General features: G+C 42.6%; 15 protein-coding genes and 1 pseudogene. All 16 read right to left on the bottom strand.

Annotated elements, in window-relative coordinates:
- Positions 1 to 24: 24 nt before the first annotated feature.
- Positions 25 to 408, bottom strand: coding sequence for a desulfoferrodoxin (locus ACHOLT_RS07805; protein WP_425807028.1), 384 nt, complete (start codon positions 406 to 408; stop codon positions 25 to 27).
- Positions 409 to 472: 64 nt separating this feature from the next.
- Positions 473 to 547, bottom strand: a pseudogene (locus ACHOLT_RS07800) (rubredoxin); the annotation flags it as partial.
- A 343-nt stretch (positions 548 to 890) separates the two neighbouring features.
- The gene (locus ACHOLT_RS07795) at positions 891 to 2261 is read right to left on the bottom strand and encodes an NCS2 family permease (protein ID WP_425807026.1); all 1371 of its coding nucleotides are present in this window, start codon (positions 2259 to 2261) and stop codon (positions 891 to 893) included.
- A gap of 209 nt (positions 2262 to 2470) precedes the next feature.
- The gene (lpdA, locus tag ACHOLT_RS07790; protein ID WP_425807025.1) at positions 2471 to 3853 is read right to left on the bottom strand and encodes a dihydrolipoyl dehydrogenase; all 1383 of its coding nucleotides are present in this window, start codon (positions 3851 to 3853) and stop codon (positions 2471 to 2473) included.
- A gap of 195 nt (positions 3854 to 4048) precedes the next feature.
- On the bottom strand, positions 4049 to 4246 hold the full coding sequence (locus tag ACHOLT_RS07785) for a DUF1858 domain-containing protein (protein ID WP_425807023.1): 198 nt from the start codon (positions 4244 to 4246) through the stop codon (positions 4049 to 4051).
- Positions 4247 to 4347: 101 nt separating this feature from the next.
- Positions 4348 to 5451, bottom strand: coding sequence for a methionine synthase (locus ACHOLT_RS07780; protein ID WP_425807934.1), 1104 nt, complete (start codon positions 5449 to 5451; stop codon positions 4348 to 4350).
- Between the two features lie 278 nt (positions 5452 to 5729).
- Positions 5730 to 7823 carry a beta-galactosidase gene (locus ACHOLT_RS07775; protein ID WP_425807022.1) on the bottom strand — a complete coding sequence of 698 codons (2094 nt, stop codon included), beginning with the start codon at positions 7821 to 7823 and terminating at the stop codon, positions 5730 to 5732.
- 174 nt (positions 7824 to 7997) lie between these two features.
- On the bottom strand, positions 7998 to 8426 hold the full coding sequence (locus ACHOLT_RS07770) for a Fur family transcriptional regulator (protein WP_425807021.1): 429 nt from the start codon (positions 8424 to 8426) through the stop codon (positions 7998 to 8000).
- 250 nt (positions 8427 to 8676) lie between these two features.
- Positions 8677 to 8847 carry a 4Fe-4S binding protein gene (locus ACHOLT_RS07765; protein WP_425807020.1) on the bottom strand — a complete coding sequence of 57 codons (171 nt, stop codon included), beginning with the start codon at positions 8845 to 8847 and terminating at the stop codon, positions 8677 to 8679.
- 426 nt (positions 8848 to 9273) lie between these two features.
- Positions 9274 to 10620: a vWA domain-containing protein gene (locus ACHOLT_RS07760; protein WP_425807019.1), complete on the bottom strand. Its 1347-nt coding sequence runs from the start codon at positions 10618 to 10620 to the stop codon at positions 9274 to 9276.
- A gap of 9 nt (positions 10621 to 10629) precedes the next feature.
- Positions 10630 to 11514 (bottom strand): AAA family ATPase, encoded by an 885-nt coding sequence (locus ACHOLT_RS07755; protein WP_425807018.1) that lies wholly within the window; start codon positions 11512 to 11514, stop codon positions 10630 to 10632.
- A gap of 70 nt (positions 11515 to 11584) precedes the next feature.
- Positions 11585 to 12355: a hypothetical protein gene (locus tag ACHOLT_RS07750; protein ID WP_425807017.1), complete on the bottom strand. Its 771-nt coding sequence runs from the start codon at positions 12353 to 12355 to the stop codon at positions 11585 to 11587.
- Between the two features lie 160 nt (positions 12356 to 12515).
- Complete coding sequence (locus ACHOLT_RS07745; protein ID WP_425807015.1) at positions 12516 to 13184, bottom strand: HD-GYP domain-containing protein; 669 nt, start codon at positions 13182 to 13184, stop codon at positions 12516 to 12518.
- A gap of 49 nt (positions 13185 to 13233) precedes the next feature.
- A complete protein-coding gene (locus ACHOLT_RS07740; RefSeq protein ID WP_425807013.1) occupies positions 13234 to 13995 on the bottom strand; it encodes a histidinol-phosphatase HisJ family protein in 762 nt (253 codons plus the stop codon).
- Between the two features lie 62 nt (positions 13996 to 14057).
- Entirely contained in the window at positions 14058 to 15380 is a 1323-nt protein-coding gene (locus tag ACHOLT_RS07735; RefSeq protein WP_425807012.1) for a metallopeptidase TldD-related protein, read from the bottom strand.
- Positions 15381 to 15382: 2 nt separating this feature from the next.
- Positions 15383 to 16840 carry a TldD/PmbA family protein gene (locus ACHOLT_RS07730; RefSeq protein ID WP_425807932.1) on the bottom strand — a complete coding sequence of 486 codons (1458 nt, stop codon included), beginning with the start codon at positions 16838 to 16840 and terminating at the stop codon, positions 15383 to 15385.
- Positions 16841 to 16937: the final 97 nt, after the last annotated feature.

Raw genomic sequence — 16937 nt, 5'->3', positions numbered from 1 at the left:
ATCTTTATTGGAAATTCTCTATGATCATTGATTTGTCTTCCACAGGCCGTGCAGATTACAGTACTCTCTTACTTCTATAACTTCTTCTTGTTTAACGGAAAATTCAGCAATCGGTTTTTGCCCCGGTTCAAGCTCTGCACGCAAAACTTGGTCTTTAGTCAACACTTCAATAAATTGAATAAAGTGCTTTTCCTCCATTGGATGTTCTACACTGCCCACTTTAACCGAAATTCCTGCACCAGAAACCTCAATAACAGGCACGTGTTTTTCCTTCGCGGCATCAACCGCATTAGCTTCCAGTTTCTCCATTGGCTGATGACAACATACAAGGGCCGGGGCACCTGGATGAATGACCTCAACTACATTGCCGCAAATACTGCATTTGTACACTTCTCTTAATTTCGTCATTTTAATTCTACCTCAACTTTCATAGTAATATTTCGCTTTTTGGAGCTGACTACCCTACGGAACTTTAATCAACAGGTTCAAACTGATCTTTTGCGACTCCACAAGTAGGGCAAACCCAATCTTCCGGGATATCTCCAAAAGATTCCTAATTTTTCAGTCTTCCTCTTTAGGTGAACCATTATACAAACCGAAGCTAATCTTGAGTAATATCTACGATTCCAAATCACACCTCCTGTGAATAATCTGATTGATATACTTAGATGATATTATTCTACATTTATTCTAAGTTTCCTCCAGGAAAGTCATGTTTTCCCATAAGTTCTAGGATAAGTGATACCCTGAACAAATGGGCTTTAAATCTTCTTCGAAATCTATAAAGTAAAAGAAAAAGAAAATAATAAAAAACACAGTGAAGATGGATTTAATCTTCACTGTGTTCCGTCACAAAAGTATCTCTTTATTAATAATTTTTGTTAGTCCGTTTAACCTGCTAGCGCAACGTAACGATAGATAACAAGGATGGTTAATATCCACATCATCCAGTGGATTTCCTTCACCTTACCTGTCGTTAACTTTAAGAAAGTGTAGAAAACAATACCCGCAGAAACACCGTTAGCAATGCTGTAAGTAAAAGGCATCATTATGATTGTCAAGAAAGCCGGAATAGCTTCCGTAAAATCATCAAAGTTGATATCCTTAATCCCGCTCATCATGAGCAAACCGACTGTAATTAAGGCCGGAGCGGTAGCCGCATCAGGAACAATGATAAAAATCGGCGCTAAGATCAAGGAAAGAAGGAAAAGAGCACCTGTTGTGACAGAAGTTAAACCGGTACGGCCGCCTTCGCCGATTCCGGCAGCGCTTTCGACAAAGGAGGTCACCGTAGAAGTTCCCATAAGGGCTCCGAAGCTGACTCCCAAAGCATCGACTAACATTGCTTTGCCAATAGCCGGTGAGTTGCCTTCTTCATCGATGAGTCCGGCTTTCTTTCCTGTCCCGACCAAGGTTCCAAAGGTATCAAATAATTCAACAAAGGTAAAGGTCAAAATTAAGGTTCCAATCCCGGTCGTAAATGCTCCTTTTAAATCCAGGGCACCCACGGCAAGATTGCTGAAATTAGGCAGAGCCCAATGGAAATCCGCGATATTTGTGGCTTTGAGCGGAATTCCGATTAAAGTTGTAATGATAATTCCAAATAACAACGCGCCTTTTACTCTTTTGGCCATTAAAAAGGCAATAATCGCTAAGCCTATTAATGCGGTTAGTGTATCGGGTGCTAAAATATTTCCAAATTTTAAATCCCAGTCCCAAAAGTGCAAGCTATTGACAAAACCATTTTGTGCAGTCATCGTTTTGATTACATCTGAGCTGGTATGCACCTCGGCAACTAAGATATGCGATAATTTCAGTCCAATAATCGTAATAAAAAGACCAATGCCTACGGTAATTCCGGATTTAATACCCGCAGGAACAGCTGTAACCAATATCTGCCGAATCTTTGTGACGGTTAAGATAACAAAAATAATACCGGAAATAAAGACCGCTGCAAGTGCAACCTGCCAAGAAAACTGTCCGCCATGTGCTGAGGCAACAACTGCGAAGTAAGCATTCAATCCCATGCCTGGTGCCAATGCAATCGGGAAATTGACAAATAAACCCATAGCCATCGTTACAAGGCCTGCAGCGACTGCTGTTGCAAAAAATACTGCATTGGGATCCATTCCTGTTTGAGATAGAATACTGGGATTGACAGCCAAAATATAGGCCATCGTCATAAACGTCGTCAGTCCAGCTAGTATCTCAGTGCGGACATTTGTACGGCGTTCTGAAAGATGAAACAATCTTTCAAGCATCAAAACTCCTCCTTATTATTTTTCATCTCAAACTTTTCCATTTTGTTGAGACCTGACTTGAATATTTTATACCTTTTCCGAATATTTATCTATATATTTTTTTCATCGTTCGGCTTATTATCATATTTATTTTTTTACAAGACTTAATCAATACCTCAACAAATCCCTACCTAGATTATCCAGATAGGGATCTCTTTATGAACGCAGCCTTAAGCAAGATGCAATGGCTTTCCCAGAACCCCGTGCGCCGCTTCCATGACCGCTTCAGGCAAAGTCGGATGTGCATGTATGGTTTGGACTAAATCCTCCGCCTTGAGCCCTTTCTTAACAGCTAATACGAGTTCTTGAATTAAACTGCTTGCTTGAATGCCCATAATACTCGCACCTATTACTTTCCCCTGTTCATCGGCCAAGATTTTAACCAGACCTATTGTTTCCCCTAAGGCAATAGCTTTGCCATTTGCGCTGAAGGGGAACTTGCTTGATCTATACTTCCTTCCTTCAGCCTTTAACGCTTGTTCGGTTTGACCAACGGTTGCAATTTCCGGATAAGTAAAAATAGCACTTGGGACAGCTTCATAATTCATTTCTGCTGCTTGGCCGGCACAATTTTCAGCCGCAACAATTCCTTGCATAGATGCAACATGAGCCAGCATTATCCCTCCTGTCACATCTCCAATAGCATAGACATCAGGTACCGAGGTTTGCATTCGAGAGTCGACAACAATCGCGCCTCGTTCAGTCTCTAGCCCTATGCGATCGATATCTAGTCCTCGCAAATTCGGCTTTCTCCCTGTTGAAACGAGGACCTTATCGGCTAACAATTCCTTTTGACCCTTTGCATCTTCTACAACAACAATCAGCTGTGCACCTTCCTGGCGTATCTCTTTCACCGCAGTTTTGGTCATAATTTCTATTCCTGATCGTTTAAGAAGTGGTGTCATCCTTTTGGGAATTTCCTCATCGATATTAGCCAGCAGTGAAGGGAGCATCTCAACCACTGTAACTTTTACCCCAAATGCTTGATAAATTGAAGCAAATTCGAGCCCAATTACCCCTCCGCCAATAATCACTAAATGCTCGGGAAGTTTATCGATCTCAAGAATATCATCACTGGATAGAACACCGGGTAAATCGACTCCATTAATCGGAATGCGGGCGGGAATTGATCCCGTTGCCAGTACGAGTTTTTCGACCTCAAAAAATTCCCGGCCTTCCTCAGTTTCAACTTCGATTTTTCCGGCTTCGTGAACCTCTCCCCACCCATTTACATATTTAATCTTAGCTGCCTTAATTAAGCGTTCTACTCCGCTCACCAAGGTTTCAACAACTCGTTCCTTTCTCTCCATAACTTTTGCAAAATCAAAACCTGCATGCTCAAACCGGATGCCAAAATCTTCAGCATGTTGAACTTCACGCCATAGCTCGGCGCTTTTTACAAGAGCTTTTGTCGGAATGCATCCTTTGTTGAGACATGTTCCGCCAACACGTTCACCTTCAATTAAAACTACAGATAGTCCTAATTGTGCTGCCCGCAACGCGCAGACATATCCTCCTGGGCCGCCGCCCAATATTCCAATTTGATATTTCACGAATAACCCTCCTCGTAATCTGTAACTTATTTAGACATAATTCAACACAACTTAACAATTCCCTGCACTTCCTCTTTCTATCAACCGTATGTTTAACAAGAAGGAAGATAAAAATCAAAAAGTGATCCATCTTTCAAACCCGTTTTCACAGTTTTAGTCATGGATCACTTTGTTGTGTACGATATAATAAAAACCTTAATTCTCAGCAATTGCTTTGTTTAACTGATCTACCAAATCATCCGGTTTTTTGCCATGTGTTAATGCCGCCCCCTCGACGCTCTCCATCGTTGAAGACGGACAACCTAAACAATGCATTCCTAATTCCAAAAAAACTTGTACCGTTTGCGGGAAAGTTCTCAAAACTTGGCCAACTGTCATATCTTTCGTTATCATATCTATTCCTCCCTTTACTCACGAGCAAAATAAATTCGCACTAAAATGGTCGGTTTTCTTCATTATATGAAAAACCTGTCCTTTTAGCAAGATTACATCAATTAGAATCCCCGCATCTTTTGTCCTAACCCATTAAGCAATGCATAAATCCTTTCGGTCAATTCAATACTTAGCGTTCCCGCTCCACAGCTTGGTGTCAGCATACTTTGCGCCCGTAATCTTGATTCATTTACACCTCTTGCGACAAGCTCAGCGATGTTACCCTCAAGCCGTTTCTGAAGACTTTCCACAGTTTCTTCCAAAGCTTTATTTGAAGTCGGTACTATTCCCCATGAGAGAATACCGCCTCGTTTCAGAAATTCATTGATAGGACCAGCTAAAACAAGCATACTCGTCATATATTCATAAGCATCAAAATTTACCACTTGAACCTTTGAATCAAAGAGCAATGTCCAATCTGTTCCTGCACAAACATGTACTCCCGGTATTCCACCCTGTCGGAGAATTCCATCAGCAATTTCGTTAATCTGAGAAATAAGAATTTCCCGATTAAGAGTCACATGTGTTGAAGCTCCGTAGGCATAGAGCGAGGGATCATCAATTGAAATAAGGACAGGATAGTCGAAACGTCTTAAACACTTTGTTTGCCACTCACCATGCATGGCTAAGGCTTTAACTAAAAGATCCCGTTGCGTTTCATCATAATAACTTGCCCGCCGTCCAGCATCCGTTATTTGCAACCCTATCGTCAAAGGCCCGCTTAACTGCCCTTTTATCAATAAAACACCTTCAGGATCTCGCTGTTCTATGTCCTTACAAAAGCGTTCAAATCCTATTCCCGCTTCAGGACTAAATCCGAAAGAATCCAGCGCCTTACTTTCTACGCTCTCTGCACGTAAATAAAGCTCGTAAAAACGAGTCACGCGTTCTGTCCAATCCGGAGCCTCAACCTGAAAGCGCGGGGTTGCTAACCCCTTGATCACTCCGGTTTCAATCAAGGGGCTCAGATATTGGGCCACAAAAGAACTTTCTATTCCTAAATTCGGAAGTTGGGGCCAATGAGGTGCAGCCGGAACTGATCTCCAAATCAATTCCAAGGCATCTTCCGGACGTAAATGCGGCAGACTTCCTACCCCTGTCGCTAAAAAGCGAGGCTCCCAAACTTTTGTTATAAAATCTTGATGACTGTTTCCATTTTCACTCAGAATAACCCCTCCTCAAATGCGCCTAGACCCTCCTAACACTATTATCCGCTTATTCTTATTTCTATGCACAACAAAAGCCCGATAGCGTAGCTTTTCCCCTTCGAGGATAAGGCGTTACGACGCTTTTGTAACGAAAGCCCCGATAGTCATAAAGGCTATCGCACTTGTTTGGAAGGGGTTTCGCGCTTTAGCTTTAGCATAGCCACTTGGCTTGGCCATGCAAGTGCGATACTCTCCACTGGAGACTATCGGGAAACAAGCTACACGACCTTGGCTTTTTACCCCCTTAAGGCCATAATCAGATACCATAGATAATATGCATCTGTCCATCGCCAAGCTGCCCAAACCACTAATGTCAAAAAGAATAATCCCGGAACAAACGCAAGCGGTCGATAGCGTCCTTGTATCCTGTGAACATCTCTCAGCCTTAAAGGAAAAAATAAGAGAGTTAATCCAGCATACACAGCCAATGGAAGATAGCCGGGAACACCCCACGGTTCTGCCGCCCACAAAAGCGCTGGAATCCAAATCCAGCGATAGCGGCGTTCTAACCACATAGCAAGCCCCAAGGGTTCAGGTACTTCAGGCATATGCGGCGCAGCGACTCCCATTTGCAATAAACGAATGAGAATCAAAAAAAGTGAAAGCAGCAGCCAAATAAGCAATGGCGGTTGTTGTTTTAAACTGTCCCATAGGGGCCATTGCCCCGGAAACCAAACAGCCCACGGAACTTGAGTATGAAAAAGGAGAGAAGTTACTATTCCCGCCAAGGTTGTCTCGCGGCTTAAAAGCGCTAGGCCTTGCCAATGCCAAGCTCTGCGAAGCGGCCGTTTTGGTTTACGCTCATTGATCTCTTTATAGCGCCAATTAATAATTCCAATATTAGCAAATACAACAATAAGCACCCAGACTGCCCAAAATCCTATGATCAGTTTTTCTTGCGAGCCAATTGCCGAAATATTTATTTGATTTTGCGAAACATTGGCAATATCTCCCCAAGTTCCTGAAAAACCCTTTTCCGTCAACTGAATATTTCTTACTGATGTTTGACCCTTCGCCCCAGTCACATGCGCCATAAATACAGGTAAAGGCTGAGTCAGATTTTGAACATTCTCCAAGAAACTTGCATTATTTACCCGCGGATCAACCTCTAGACCCGTACCCAAGCTCCACGCCCATAGAGAAGGATGGATGCTTTCTTCCTGGATCAGGGTTCCCCAAATTGACGGATTGGGAAGACGGTTTCCCGGTATCATTTTAGCAGGCAGTTCTGCCCAAATCCCCATTCCTATTTTATCGGCAGACTCTAACCACACTTCATCCGGAAATGGACCAATAAAATAGATCAGATTATATCCCTTTCCTTTTTGCTCAATTAACCAATCTTTCGTTTTCCCTGTATGTCGTATCTGCGCTTCTTGTTCAGGAGAAAGGGTTATTCCTTTGACCGCGAAAGCTTGCCCATTCAGCACAAACTTTTCCTGTTGAAAAGTTATAGAAGACAAATTAAGGTTTACCGATATATCATCCTTATCCCCTTTTGGGTTCATAATGGTTAAATAAAGTTGATAGGAAAAAGGATCAGATATTGTCCAGCGGCGAGCATGCGGAATTGAAAAAGTCAAATTGACATCTTGAACCGGCGATTCATCAACCTGAACCTGCGCCGAAGCTGTCGCTATTCCTGATGAACCGTCAGAAATAACCCCTTGAATATCCCACGGACCGTATTCTGATACTTGATGATGGTTGATTCGCGTTTTTACAGTTACAGTAGCATTGTCTTGATCCCACTGAACATTGACCTGGGGTGTTGTTAAACTGGTTTCCATGGTGGCCACTAATTGCAAAGAACCTTTTATTTGGCCCTCAGAGGGCCAACTTAAACCCCAAAGTGTATTTCGTTGCAGCGGAGGAGCTGAGGTCTCAATAAAAAGCAAATTATCTTCTCCATAATGAAATAAATTTGCTGGAAGAAGGAATTCTTCCGCCCCCCCGTCATTTGCGAACTGTCCGATTCTATGGGCACTGTCTATTCCATTGAGATAGATTGAGCCTTCACCATTAACTCCTCTTATTTGCAGAAGAACACTTCGGGCACTCCAATCTGAGGATATTTGAAAACGTTTAACTGCTACATGAAATCTTTGAGTTGAAGGCAAATCAATGGTTCCCCCAGCAGTCAGCGCGTAAAATTTATTTTGATGATTAGCCCCCTCTGTTTCAGCAGCCATAGCTTGTCTTAGAGAAGGATAACTATTCCAGGTTCCCCGTAAATCTTGAGTCCAGCGTTGGGCGCTTACAAGGCCCGCCTCCGTTTCAAGCGATAGACCAGAAGCTTCATTCCATTTCCAAATTAGGAACCCCAGCATGAAAGTAAAAGCAATTATAAGAAAAATGATGCGACGTTTAAACATAATTACGCTATGCCCTTTCTTTTGGATTACCATTACTTCGCCAACATTAAAGAAATTCCTTGCAAATCAAGATAAAAAAAGCCGTTAGCTTTAACTAACGACTTAACTTGCAATTATACGGTTTAGGGATTAATGAATAGCCATTGCTTTTTGACACTCCGGGCAAACACCATAAAACTCCATCCGATGGCCCATCACTCTGAAACCGGTTTTTTCAGAAACCTCGTCTTCCATCGATATAAGAGGGCGGTGATAATCAACAACCTTGCCACACTCCGTACATACCACATGATAGTGATTTACGGGATTACCATCGAATCGACTTGACATATCACCATAAGATAATTCGAGAATATGACCATGTTCTTTAAGCATGTTGAGCGTATTGTAAATTGTTCCAAGGCTTACTCCCGGGAATTTCGCTTTTACATGATTATAAATGTCTTCAGCCGTCGGGTGAGTATCCGTTCCTAAAAGGTATTCAAGGATAGCTTGTCTCTGGGGCGTAAACCGCACTCCTTTTTCTTTCAGTTGTTTTAGAATCTCTATTGCATACATCGTTCTCATCTCCTTGCCTTCCCTATATTTAAACCGTACCTCTAACCCCTACCGTTAACCTTTTCTATTTAAAATTAAATTTATAATTATTTTAACTTGATTATAAATCTCTTTAAGGCTTATGTCAAGAATTATTACTTTTTAAGATAAGTTCAGGTTTATTTTGTCAAAAAAGGCAATAGTTGAATTTAATGAAGGCAATATTAAAAGGGAGAGCTTTTCGTCTCCCCCTTTTAATGCTAAGTATCTATTAGCCTTGAGCTGGAGCACCTACAGGGCAAACTCCTGCACAGGAACCACATTCTGTGCAAGCATCAGCGTCGATGACGTAATGGTCATCTCCTGCACTGATAGCGCCTACTGGACATTCTGCTTCACAAGCACCACAGCTAATGCAGTCTGAAGAAATTACATATGCCATTGTTAACAACCCCCTTCAAGCTTCTTCGAGTTTAATATATCAAAGGGGAGAAGAATAGGCAAGTTGTAATTTATGATTTTGTCCATTCCAATTAAATTTTATTCATTTCTGAAAAGTCCCAAAAATGAATAAAAGAGAATGATTTTTCGTTTAAGCTGCTCTATAATTCCCGATCAGGGCGGTATGGAACCTGATAAAGTCTTCTCATACAATGTGAGCAATAGGGTAAGATACGATTACTTACATGATTTCTTCTAAAAAGAACACTGTTTAGATCTTCGTGTTCAAAACCACAAGAACGACATTTTTCCAGCACGGGGATTACCTCCTAGATTGTGAGCTTATGAACTATTAACTAATACTTATAGTATGTACACTAAAACTCGCTGCTAAACCTAATTTAATGGATTATTGACAGCCAAGTTGCTAAAATCGTCTTTCCATAATTCGCTGCAAGTGAGCTAATGTATAGCATTCAAACATCTGGCAGTATGGCCGAAAATAATTTACCGTTTTTGTTTCTTGCCAACGTTTTTCAGGAAGGGTATTTAGCCAAATAATCTCTCGAACTTTTCCGCGAAGATTTCTGAGAAACAAAGCCGCTCTTTCCCCTTCAAGAGTCTGTGTATCACTTAGGATGATCAGTAACGTTCTGTGTGAAAAAACACATCCAAAATCTCTTGTTAATTTCTCTAAAGAAACCGCAAGATTAGTACCCCTTCCCCACACCTTGCTGACCTCCGGTAAAGCTTCATTAAGCATTTCTTTTAAGGGACGATCTTTATTGATTTTCCTTGTCAGATCAAGCACGTTGTCAGCAAAAGCGTAGGTTTGAATCCCGCTTACAACAGAAGATAAACCATAAATAAATTGGACAATAAACTCTGCGTACTTCATCATCGAACCTGATATATCACAAAGCAGGACAAATTTTAAAGGGCTCTTTCGCTTGATACGGTACCGGCGCTTAAGGAGAACTCCTCCAAAGCGGAGGTTCTCACGCAAAGTTTGGCGCATTTCAATGCCGCCTTTTTTACCCCTAACTTGATATCTTCGTGATATGTTTGAGGCTAGCTCTTGTGAAAGCTTCTGTATCAGTTTCATAACCTTGGGCCACTCTTCCGGCTCAATATCCTTTAAATCCTGTGTCAAGTAGTGAATCTCCTGCTCACGAAAAGCCCGCTCAACCTCTGAAAGTATTCCGCTCTCTCCAGCTGGGAGAAGAGGAAACTCCTCGCCAAGCTTTCGCCGCCAATATTCAAGCGATCCCCTTAGAACGCGTTCAACCATTGGCTGGAACGAATGATCAACTGGAATTCCATTCCGAATTCCCTGCTCAGAACGCTCTAAAAATCTCTTCAGCTTTTCCTGATCTGATGAAGGCATTCTAAGATAAACCTGAAGCTGTTCTTCAGTTAAATTGAGCTCTCCACCCTGAAAACTCAGTTCCTTACGGCCTTTGGTCATTTCTTTATGAAACTGCTCCGCCTTTCCATGGGCTTCAGCTTTCCACTTCTCTAACTGCTCCGGAGGGGCAAAAAACACACGGAAAGCCTCCTTAAACCAAGGCAAATTCTGAGGAGATTTAATTAAAGTAGCCTGTAGAATTCCCTCTGTCTGCTCTTTATCCTCCATTCCAATCTGGAGCAAACCCTGTAAGGCGTCTTGCACTTCAGTTATGCTCACTGGAATTCCACCCTCACGCAGCAGCCGGGCAAATTCAAGAAGATGGCGGTCGAGTTCAGTTTGTCCTTGCATTTCTTTTGCTGTCATTGGCGATACCTATAGTTCTTTCGCTTCCCAAAGCAATCGTTCGGCCCCCATCTCTTGGTAGAAGAGCTCTAGATCCTCTTGACTTTTGAGAAGAAGGTTCAGCGTTGCATCAACCCAAGCCGGATCAAGATCTGCTTTCCCCATCACGAGAAGAGCCTTCGCCCAGTCCAAGGTTTCTGAAACAGACGGTATTTTTTGCAGTACAAGCTTCTCCCTTAGTACACCTACAGCCTTAGCTACTTGATAAGCCAGTTTCTTCGGTAGGTCTGGAAGTTTGGCTCTTAGAATCTTTACTTCTTTTTCCACCGAAGGTGGATTAACATTCAGGAAAACACAACGCCGCTTCAGCCCATCGGAAAGTTCACGCTCTCCATTTGAAGTTAATATGACCATTGGACGTTGTTTTGCTTTAATAGTTCCCATTTCCGGAATCGTGACCTGAAATTCCCCGAGCAGTTCCAGTAAAAACGCTTCAAATTCTGCATCTGTTTTGTCAATTTCATCAATCAATAAAATGCATGGATTTTGACTCATCAAAGCTTGAAGCAAAGGACGAGGAAGCAGATATTCCTGAGAAAATAAATCGTCCTCTTCAAGATTTGCCTTCTGCATTTGAATCCTTAAAAGCTGTCTCTGGTAATTCCACTCATAAAGAGCTTTATTTTCATCCAATCCTTCATAGCACTGTAAACGAATCAAAAATGCATCTAGGGCTTGGCTTAATGATTTTGCGATCTCGGTTTTACCCACTCCCGGAGGGCCTACCACTAAAATCGGTTTCTCTAATTGCATAGCAAGATAAGCCGTAAGCGCAATTCGGTCCCTTTTTTTCGTAATATACCCGATTTTTGCCATGGCCTGTTCAAATTCATCGAGTGTCATCTTGCTATTCATATATATACCCCTCCTCACTTCATAGGGGTATCATATCACGGAATAATTATATTGAAAATTCAGAAATTATCTATAATTTTAGCACAAATCCAATAGAAGCAAAATAAAATCTAAATTTCAGACAAATTACTTGCCAATTATTAAAGGAATTTACCGTTTCCTTAAATCGTTGTTCCAAAACTTCAAAACATTTTAAACGGCTAAAACTTAAAAGATCATCCCATTGAATCTGACTTAGCTCCCAAGGGCAATAAGCGGATACCCGGCTTGCAAAACCAATCGGCTGCCCTCCTAACCGTTTTTCAACACGTCTTTGGGCTAAACTGACTACCCCTTTTGAACGAGCAGTACAGAAAATAGGTTCTAAACACAGCGCCGGCTTACCTTTGTAGGTAACTTGAAGGCTGTAACGAAATAAAGGTTCAACATCCACCTTTTCCCGATGAATTTTTTCTTTAAGCTGACCTGGATCAGGTTGGAACACAGCCCCCATCCTTTCCCAAAAGCTTTTGCCTTTAGAAGAGGAAATGGGTACTCGTAAAGCAATTGCTCCCATCTGCTGAGCAAAGCGGGCAACAAAGACTGCAAATTCCTTTTCCGCTGAATCTTCGAAGGACAGCCCCAGCAGCACGACAATTCGTTCCGCCGAACTAATCACCAACTCACCACGCTCCTCGTTCTCTCCTAAAGCAATAATATGATATCCAGGTAAAGCCTTTAAATTAGGCGTAATTCCATTTCCCTTTTCAACGAGAAAAGCAGAAAGGGCCTCTGACCAATCATCTAACCCCTCATCATTCCATTCGGATTGAGGATCTAACTGAAGCTCCATCCATGGCATGCGGTTTTCCTTCTTTCCCTTACATTAAAATCCCAACTCCTTCCATAGTGTTCCAAATTGCTTATTTCCTATGCTTAAATAAAAACCTAAAATGAAAAAACAGTACTCTTTAGCGCTTAGCCTAAAGAAGTACTGCCTGACCTTAAAATCTACAGATTAACTAATCGAAATTCTTCATTTCCTCAGTTATCCAATCATCCAAATTAGGAGTTACTTCAACTCCTGCCAAAAAATCGAGAATTCTTTCACCCCAGTAAGGATCAAAAATACAGCCTAACATATTCTGCATTTCCTTAATGGCACTTGGTGATTCTAAGCTCTCCATACGGTATCGCTTCACTCCAGTGAGGGCTGCAAACCGATCAAAAATTTGCAATCCTCGGGCAAGCAGCGGGATTTCTGTTCCTTTAAGTTTATAGGGATAACCCCCACCCATATAGTTTTCGTGATGAGCTGCTACACCTTTGGCTATTCGCTCCCAGAAACGATTCCCTGTTCGTTCATAGAATTCAAGAATAATTTTTTCAGAAGCTAAGGGGTGTTCAACAATATACCGCCAAGAATCGCTTAATTCCGCAATTTCCATATCCTTTAAGAGAGTAGTAGAAAAAAGAACTTCTCGAGGCCAGCGAAGCTTGCCTATATCATGGAGCAAACCTGTTGCTACCCACTCGTTTCGGGTGACCCAAGCCTGCTTGATCATCAGTTTGCCTGTAAGAGTTTCAGCAAAACGAGACATAAGAAATGCAACTTTTAAACTATGATAATAGGTTACATCATCCACCCACGCTAAATCCTTTAATAGCTGCTGGATCTCTTGACCGTACATCTTCGTTCTTCCTCTCTGCTCATTTAATTCTTGCTGTCTACACCTCCCCCTAATCTAAGGGGAAAGTCAGTTTTTGTTTCTGCTGAAAACTAATGAGTCGCTTTACCCCGCAGGACTTAAGAAATCGTATTCCTTCCTTTAAATCTCTTCCTACTAATTTAGCTTCATGCGCATCTGATCCCAGCGTAAAGTCAATCCCATGATTCACCATCTCGCGAATTAATTTTTCTTCGGGATAAAATTCACCTATGGGCTTATATCGGCCGGCCGTGTTCAATTCGGCGACCAAACCGTTTTCAGCAATCGCATTGATTGCTTTCTCCGCTAATTCCCGAACATCGGTGCGCGGTCTTACCCCAAAAAGTTTGATCAGATCAAAATGTCCGATCGTCGTAAAAAGATGGCTGCGCGCCGCTTTTTCAACAAGAGAGAAATATGAAATATATAATTGATCAGGTTCCATTTTCCTATGTTTTTCTGCCTCTTCAGGATAATCGAACAACCAATTTTGTATTTCGTGAACTGAACCAATTACATAATCAAAATCAAAAGACTGCAGGAGATTTTTAATCTTCCCCTCATCCTCAGCGCGATAATCAACCTCCAAGCCAACTCGTACATTGAGTTCAGGGTAAGCTTTAGCAACTTCACGGATTAACGGCAAATCTAATTCCTTAAAATACATATCATGGTCCGCAAAGCCGAACTCCTTAAGTCCGGCTCGCTGGGCTGCCTCTAAATAATCTTTCATGTTTTTTTGATTTGCAGGCCGATCCTGATGACCGATCAAATGTGTGTGTAAATCCAACATCTTCCATTCTCTTCCTCTCGAATACACTCACGCTTTACTGTTTTAGCAGTTGGTTATCGTTATTATAGCGCCTGTAACCCCGTTTTGACTACAAGGTATGGCTTTGTTCCCAGCTCAGATTTAACATATTGGGTTAAGGGTGATTTCAAATCTTTAAAAAAGTTGCCTGAAAGCTTTACATCGGTCTTGCCGACTATCTTTCCGTTCTGAATACGCAAACTTTGCGGAGCACTTAATGAATATTCTCCGGAGACACTATTTTGAGTATGCATTCCTAAAACGGAGAGAATGAGAACTCCATCTTCAATTCCTGCTATAGCTTCCGGCCATGAAGCACTTTCCCGATCATGCTTAAGGTAAAGCCCAGATGTACCCATAGGTATTGCTGTAGGGCTGCCTCCCCAGCGGCGGGCATCTTTCACCCGCAGGAATGGTGTTATAAGCGCTCCATTCTGAACGAGATTTGTCCGTTTCCCAGCTATTCCTTCCGAAGTAACAAGATAAGATCCCAGCTCAAACGGGCGAAGAGGGTCGATAAGAAGGGTTAACCCCTCATCAAACACTTTCTCCTGATTAAAAAATTGTTCAGTCTGAAAAGAACTCTGACCTTCTAAAATGCTTTGTCCCACAAAATTCGGAATAATAAATTGACTTAAGAAAGAATCCACCAATTCCGGAGAGAAAATAACAGTTGTTTGAGGTCCGACAGGGCTTCCCTCATGTCCCATCGCTTGGTAATAGTTCAGAGTTTGCCGCCAGATTTTATCCCATTCATCTTCACGAATCAAACGTCTTTTAGCAAATCCTCCGCCGACTAAACTATCCAAGGAAAAAGAAAATCCATACTGAGATTCCTGATAGGTTACGGCTAAACCCCTTGAATGACGGACGTGACGATAACCCCAGACCGCTTGAATTGATGCCTGCATTTTAGCAGGGTTGGGACGCCCCTCCAGCAATCGCTTCAATTGTTCAAAAAGGATTTCATCTTCGCCAGCGAGGATCTTTTGCACGGCACGGTCTTCCACAGCAACTAAAGGCATCGCTTCCGGAGCAGGTATTTCCCGCCCATCCGGATCTTCATATGCAGCCTGGTACCATTCATTCAATTGTTCTTGTCCGTAAAATGAATTATTTCCTGGAAGCGATTGCACTTGAGCTTGGCTCAAGCGGCCATCTTCCCATACAATAAATATTTCCCCGCTTTCTCCTTGGCGATAGCTGGGAGGGGTATAGACACTTCCCGGTGCATTATCTCTTATTCCCAACGAGATAAGCTGTGCCTCGTGAATGACAATTCGCCAATCATGGACTTTAAGCTCCGGATTAACCGGGGAAGTTTGGGCTTTATATAAAAGATCTTCCAATTGCGCAACGAGCTTCATTCTCATTCCCCTCCCAAACTAACCTGGTCATCCTGATCCAGCAAAAGGTAGCGATGGCTTCCACCGCTCGACGGAACGGATTGTCCTGATTTGCCGCAGGTTCCAATCACATCGTAGCACCCTTGCCCTAAACCGGCACGTATAGCTTGCAAAGCCGAAAGAATTTTACCACTGAAAATACTGGGTTGATAGACAGGCAAACTCGGGTCTGCAAGATCAATCATCCCTTCACATTGAAAAACAAAATCACCTGTTTTCGGATTGACTTGCCCGCCTCGATAACCCAATAAGAGGAGATGTTTTCCCTCTTCCCGCAGTTCACCTTTTTCTTTAAGGACTTGCCGAACTTGGCGTACTTCTTCCCACAGATTTCCTATTTGCGGAAGCGGAATTTCCGGATCGACAGTAAGCCGAATATTTGTCATCCTCGGCAAAGGGATATGCCCATAGCTTTCAGCCCGTCCCGCCCCAGAGACATTCATTCCCGCTTCTTCTGCTGAGAAAACATCTCCTAAGCCAGCTAACAGCACTCCATCCTTAACAATCTCGACAGTTTCCCGTCTAAGCCCATTCGCAGAAAAAGGCTGATAAGCCCAATCACCAACAAGCGGCCCGTCAACAATATGTACACCTGAACGAGCAACTTTAAGCCCTTTTTTCAATTTCCCCTTTTCCCCAAGTACAGACTCTTTCATATGATCAGATTCTACGGCATGACCAAAGGCTTCGTGAGCTAACCCTTTGGCTAAGCCATAATCAATAACTAGCGGGTAATGCCCTGAGGGCAGCTGAGGAGCTTTACAAACGGCCCTTGCAAACTCAGACCGTTCAATCGCCTTATTTTCCAGGTAAGCATCCTCTTGTTCTAGTAATAGAATCCCAACATCCACACCGCTGCGGTGAACTAAAGTACTTTGAGCTCGCCCGTTTTCACGGACTGTTCCTTGATGCATCAGCACCGCCCGAGGAATTACAAAGGTAACCCGTGTTCCATCAGAACGCCCTATACACCATAGGTCTTCAACTTGACGGAAACTGGTTTGCCATGCAATTCCAGAGTTACGCTCCCGAAGCCGTTGGTGCAGGTTAAGAACCTTTGTCTGGAGTTCAGCCAAAGAAAAATGTTCAAACGAATACGCCCGCGAATCATCGCTATCCTCAACAATAGGAGAAGCCTTAAAAATCTCCCGATTGCGCTCCGCTCCAATTTTTGCATTGCGCTCAGCTAACGAAACCGCTCTCTGCAGAACGGTTCGGCCAGCCTCAAGATTTAATACATCAGTGGATGCAAAGCCTGCTGCGCCGTCTTCCGTAAAAGCCTGAACTCCCATTCCGCTGTCCCAGCCGCTTGAAACACGCTCGAAACGCCCATTGCTTAAACGCATACCCCATTCGCGTTTAGACTCTATGCGAATGATACTATACCCGCTCGAAGATTCTTTGAAGAGCTGGTCAAGCAGCTCGCGAAGTTCATTGCGATTCACGTTCTTCCTCCATTTTTCCCTAATGATTATGTATTGTATTATACCACGCCTATATCTTGAACATAAATCCTAT

It is taken from the genome of Desulfitobacterium nosdiversum, from assembly GCF_049860565.1.
Taxonomy (GTDB): Bacteria; Bacillota; Desulfitobacteriia; order Desulfitobacteriales; family Desulfitobacteriaceae; genus Desulfitobacterium_A; species Desulfitobacterium_A nosdiversum.
The sequence above is the reverse complement of the archived record's forward strand: the minus strand, read 5'-3'. Positions and strand labels throughout refer to the sequence as shown.

Excerpts from the sequence above, each read along its gene's own strand:
- ACHOLT_RS07740 (WP_425807013.1), bottom strand. The coding sequence starts at position 13,995 with ATGTTGGATTTACACACACATTTGATCGGTCATCAGGATCGGCCTGCA.
- ACHOLT_RS07755 (WP_425807018.1), bottom strand. The coding sequence starts at position 11,514 with ATGAATAGCAAGATGACACTCGATGAATTTGAACAGGCCATGGCAAAA.
- ACHOLT_RS07770 (WP_425807021.1), bottom strand. The coding sequence starts at position 8,426 with ATGTATGCAATAGAGATTCTAAAACAACTGAAAGAAAAAGGAGTGCGG.
- ACHOLT_RS07775 (WP_425807022.1), bottom strand. The coding sequence starts at position 7,823 with ATGCTGGGGTTCCTAATTTGGAAATGGAATGAAGCTTCTGGTCTATCG.
- ACHOLT_RS07750 (WP_425807017.1), bottom strand. The coding sequence starts at position 12,355 with ATGCCATGGATGGAGCTTCAGTTAGATCCTCAATCCGAATGGAATGAT.
- ACHOLT_RS07765 (WP_425807020.1), bottom strand. The coding sequence starts at position 8,847 with ATGGCATATGTAATTTCTTCAGACTGCATTAGCTGTGGTGCTTGTGAA.
- ACHOLT_RS07795 (WP_425807026.1), bottom strand. The coding sequence starts at position 2,261 with ATGCTTGAAAGATTGTTTCATCTTTCAGAACGCCGTACAAATGTCCGC.
- ACHOLT_RS07760 (WP_425807019.1), bottom strand. The coding sequence starts at position 10,620 with ATGACAGCAAAAGAAATGCAAGGACAAACTGAACTCGACCGCCATCTT.
- ACHOLT_RS07805 (WP_425807028.1), bottom strand. The coding sequence starts at position 408 with ATGACGAAATTAAGAGAAGTGTACAAATGCAGTATTTGCGGCAATGTA.
- ACHOLT_RS07735 (WP_425807012.1), bottom strand. The coding sequence starts at position 15,380 with ATGAAGCTCGTTGCGCAATTGGAAGATCTTTTATATAAAGCCCAAACT.
- ACHOLT_RS07785 (WP_425807023.1), bottom strand. The coding sequence starts at position 4,246 with ATGATAACGAAAGATATGACAGTTGGCCAAGTTTTGAGAACTTTCCCG.
- ACHOLT_RS07745 (WP_425807015.1), bottom strand. The coding sequence starts at position 13,184 with ATGTACGGTCAAGAGATCCAGCAGCTATTAAAGGATTTAGCGTGGGTG.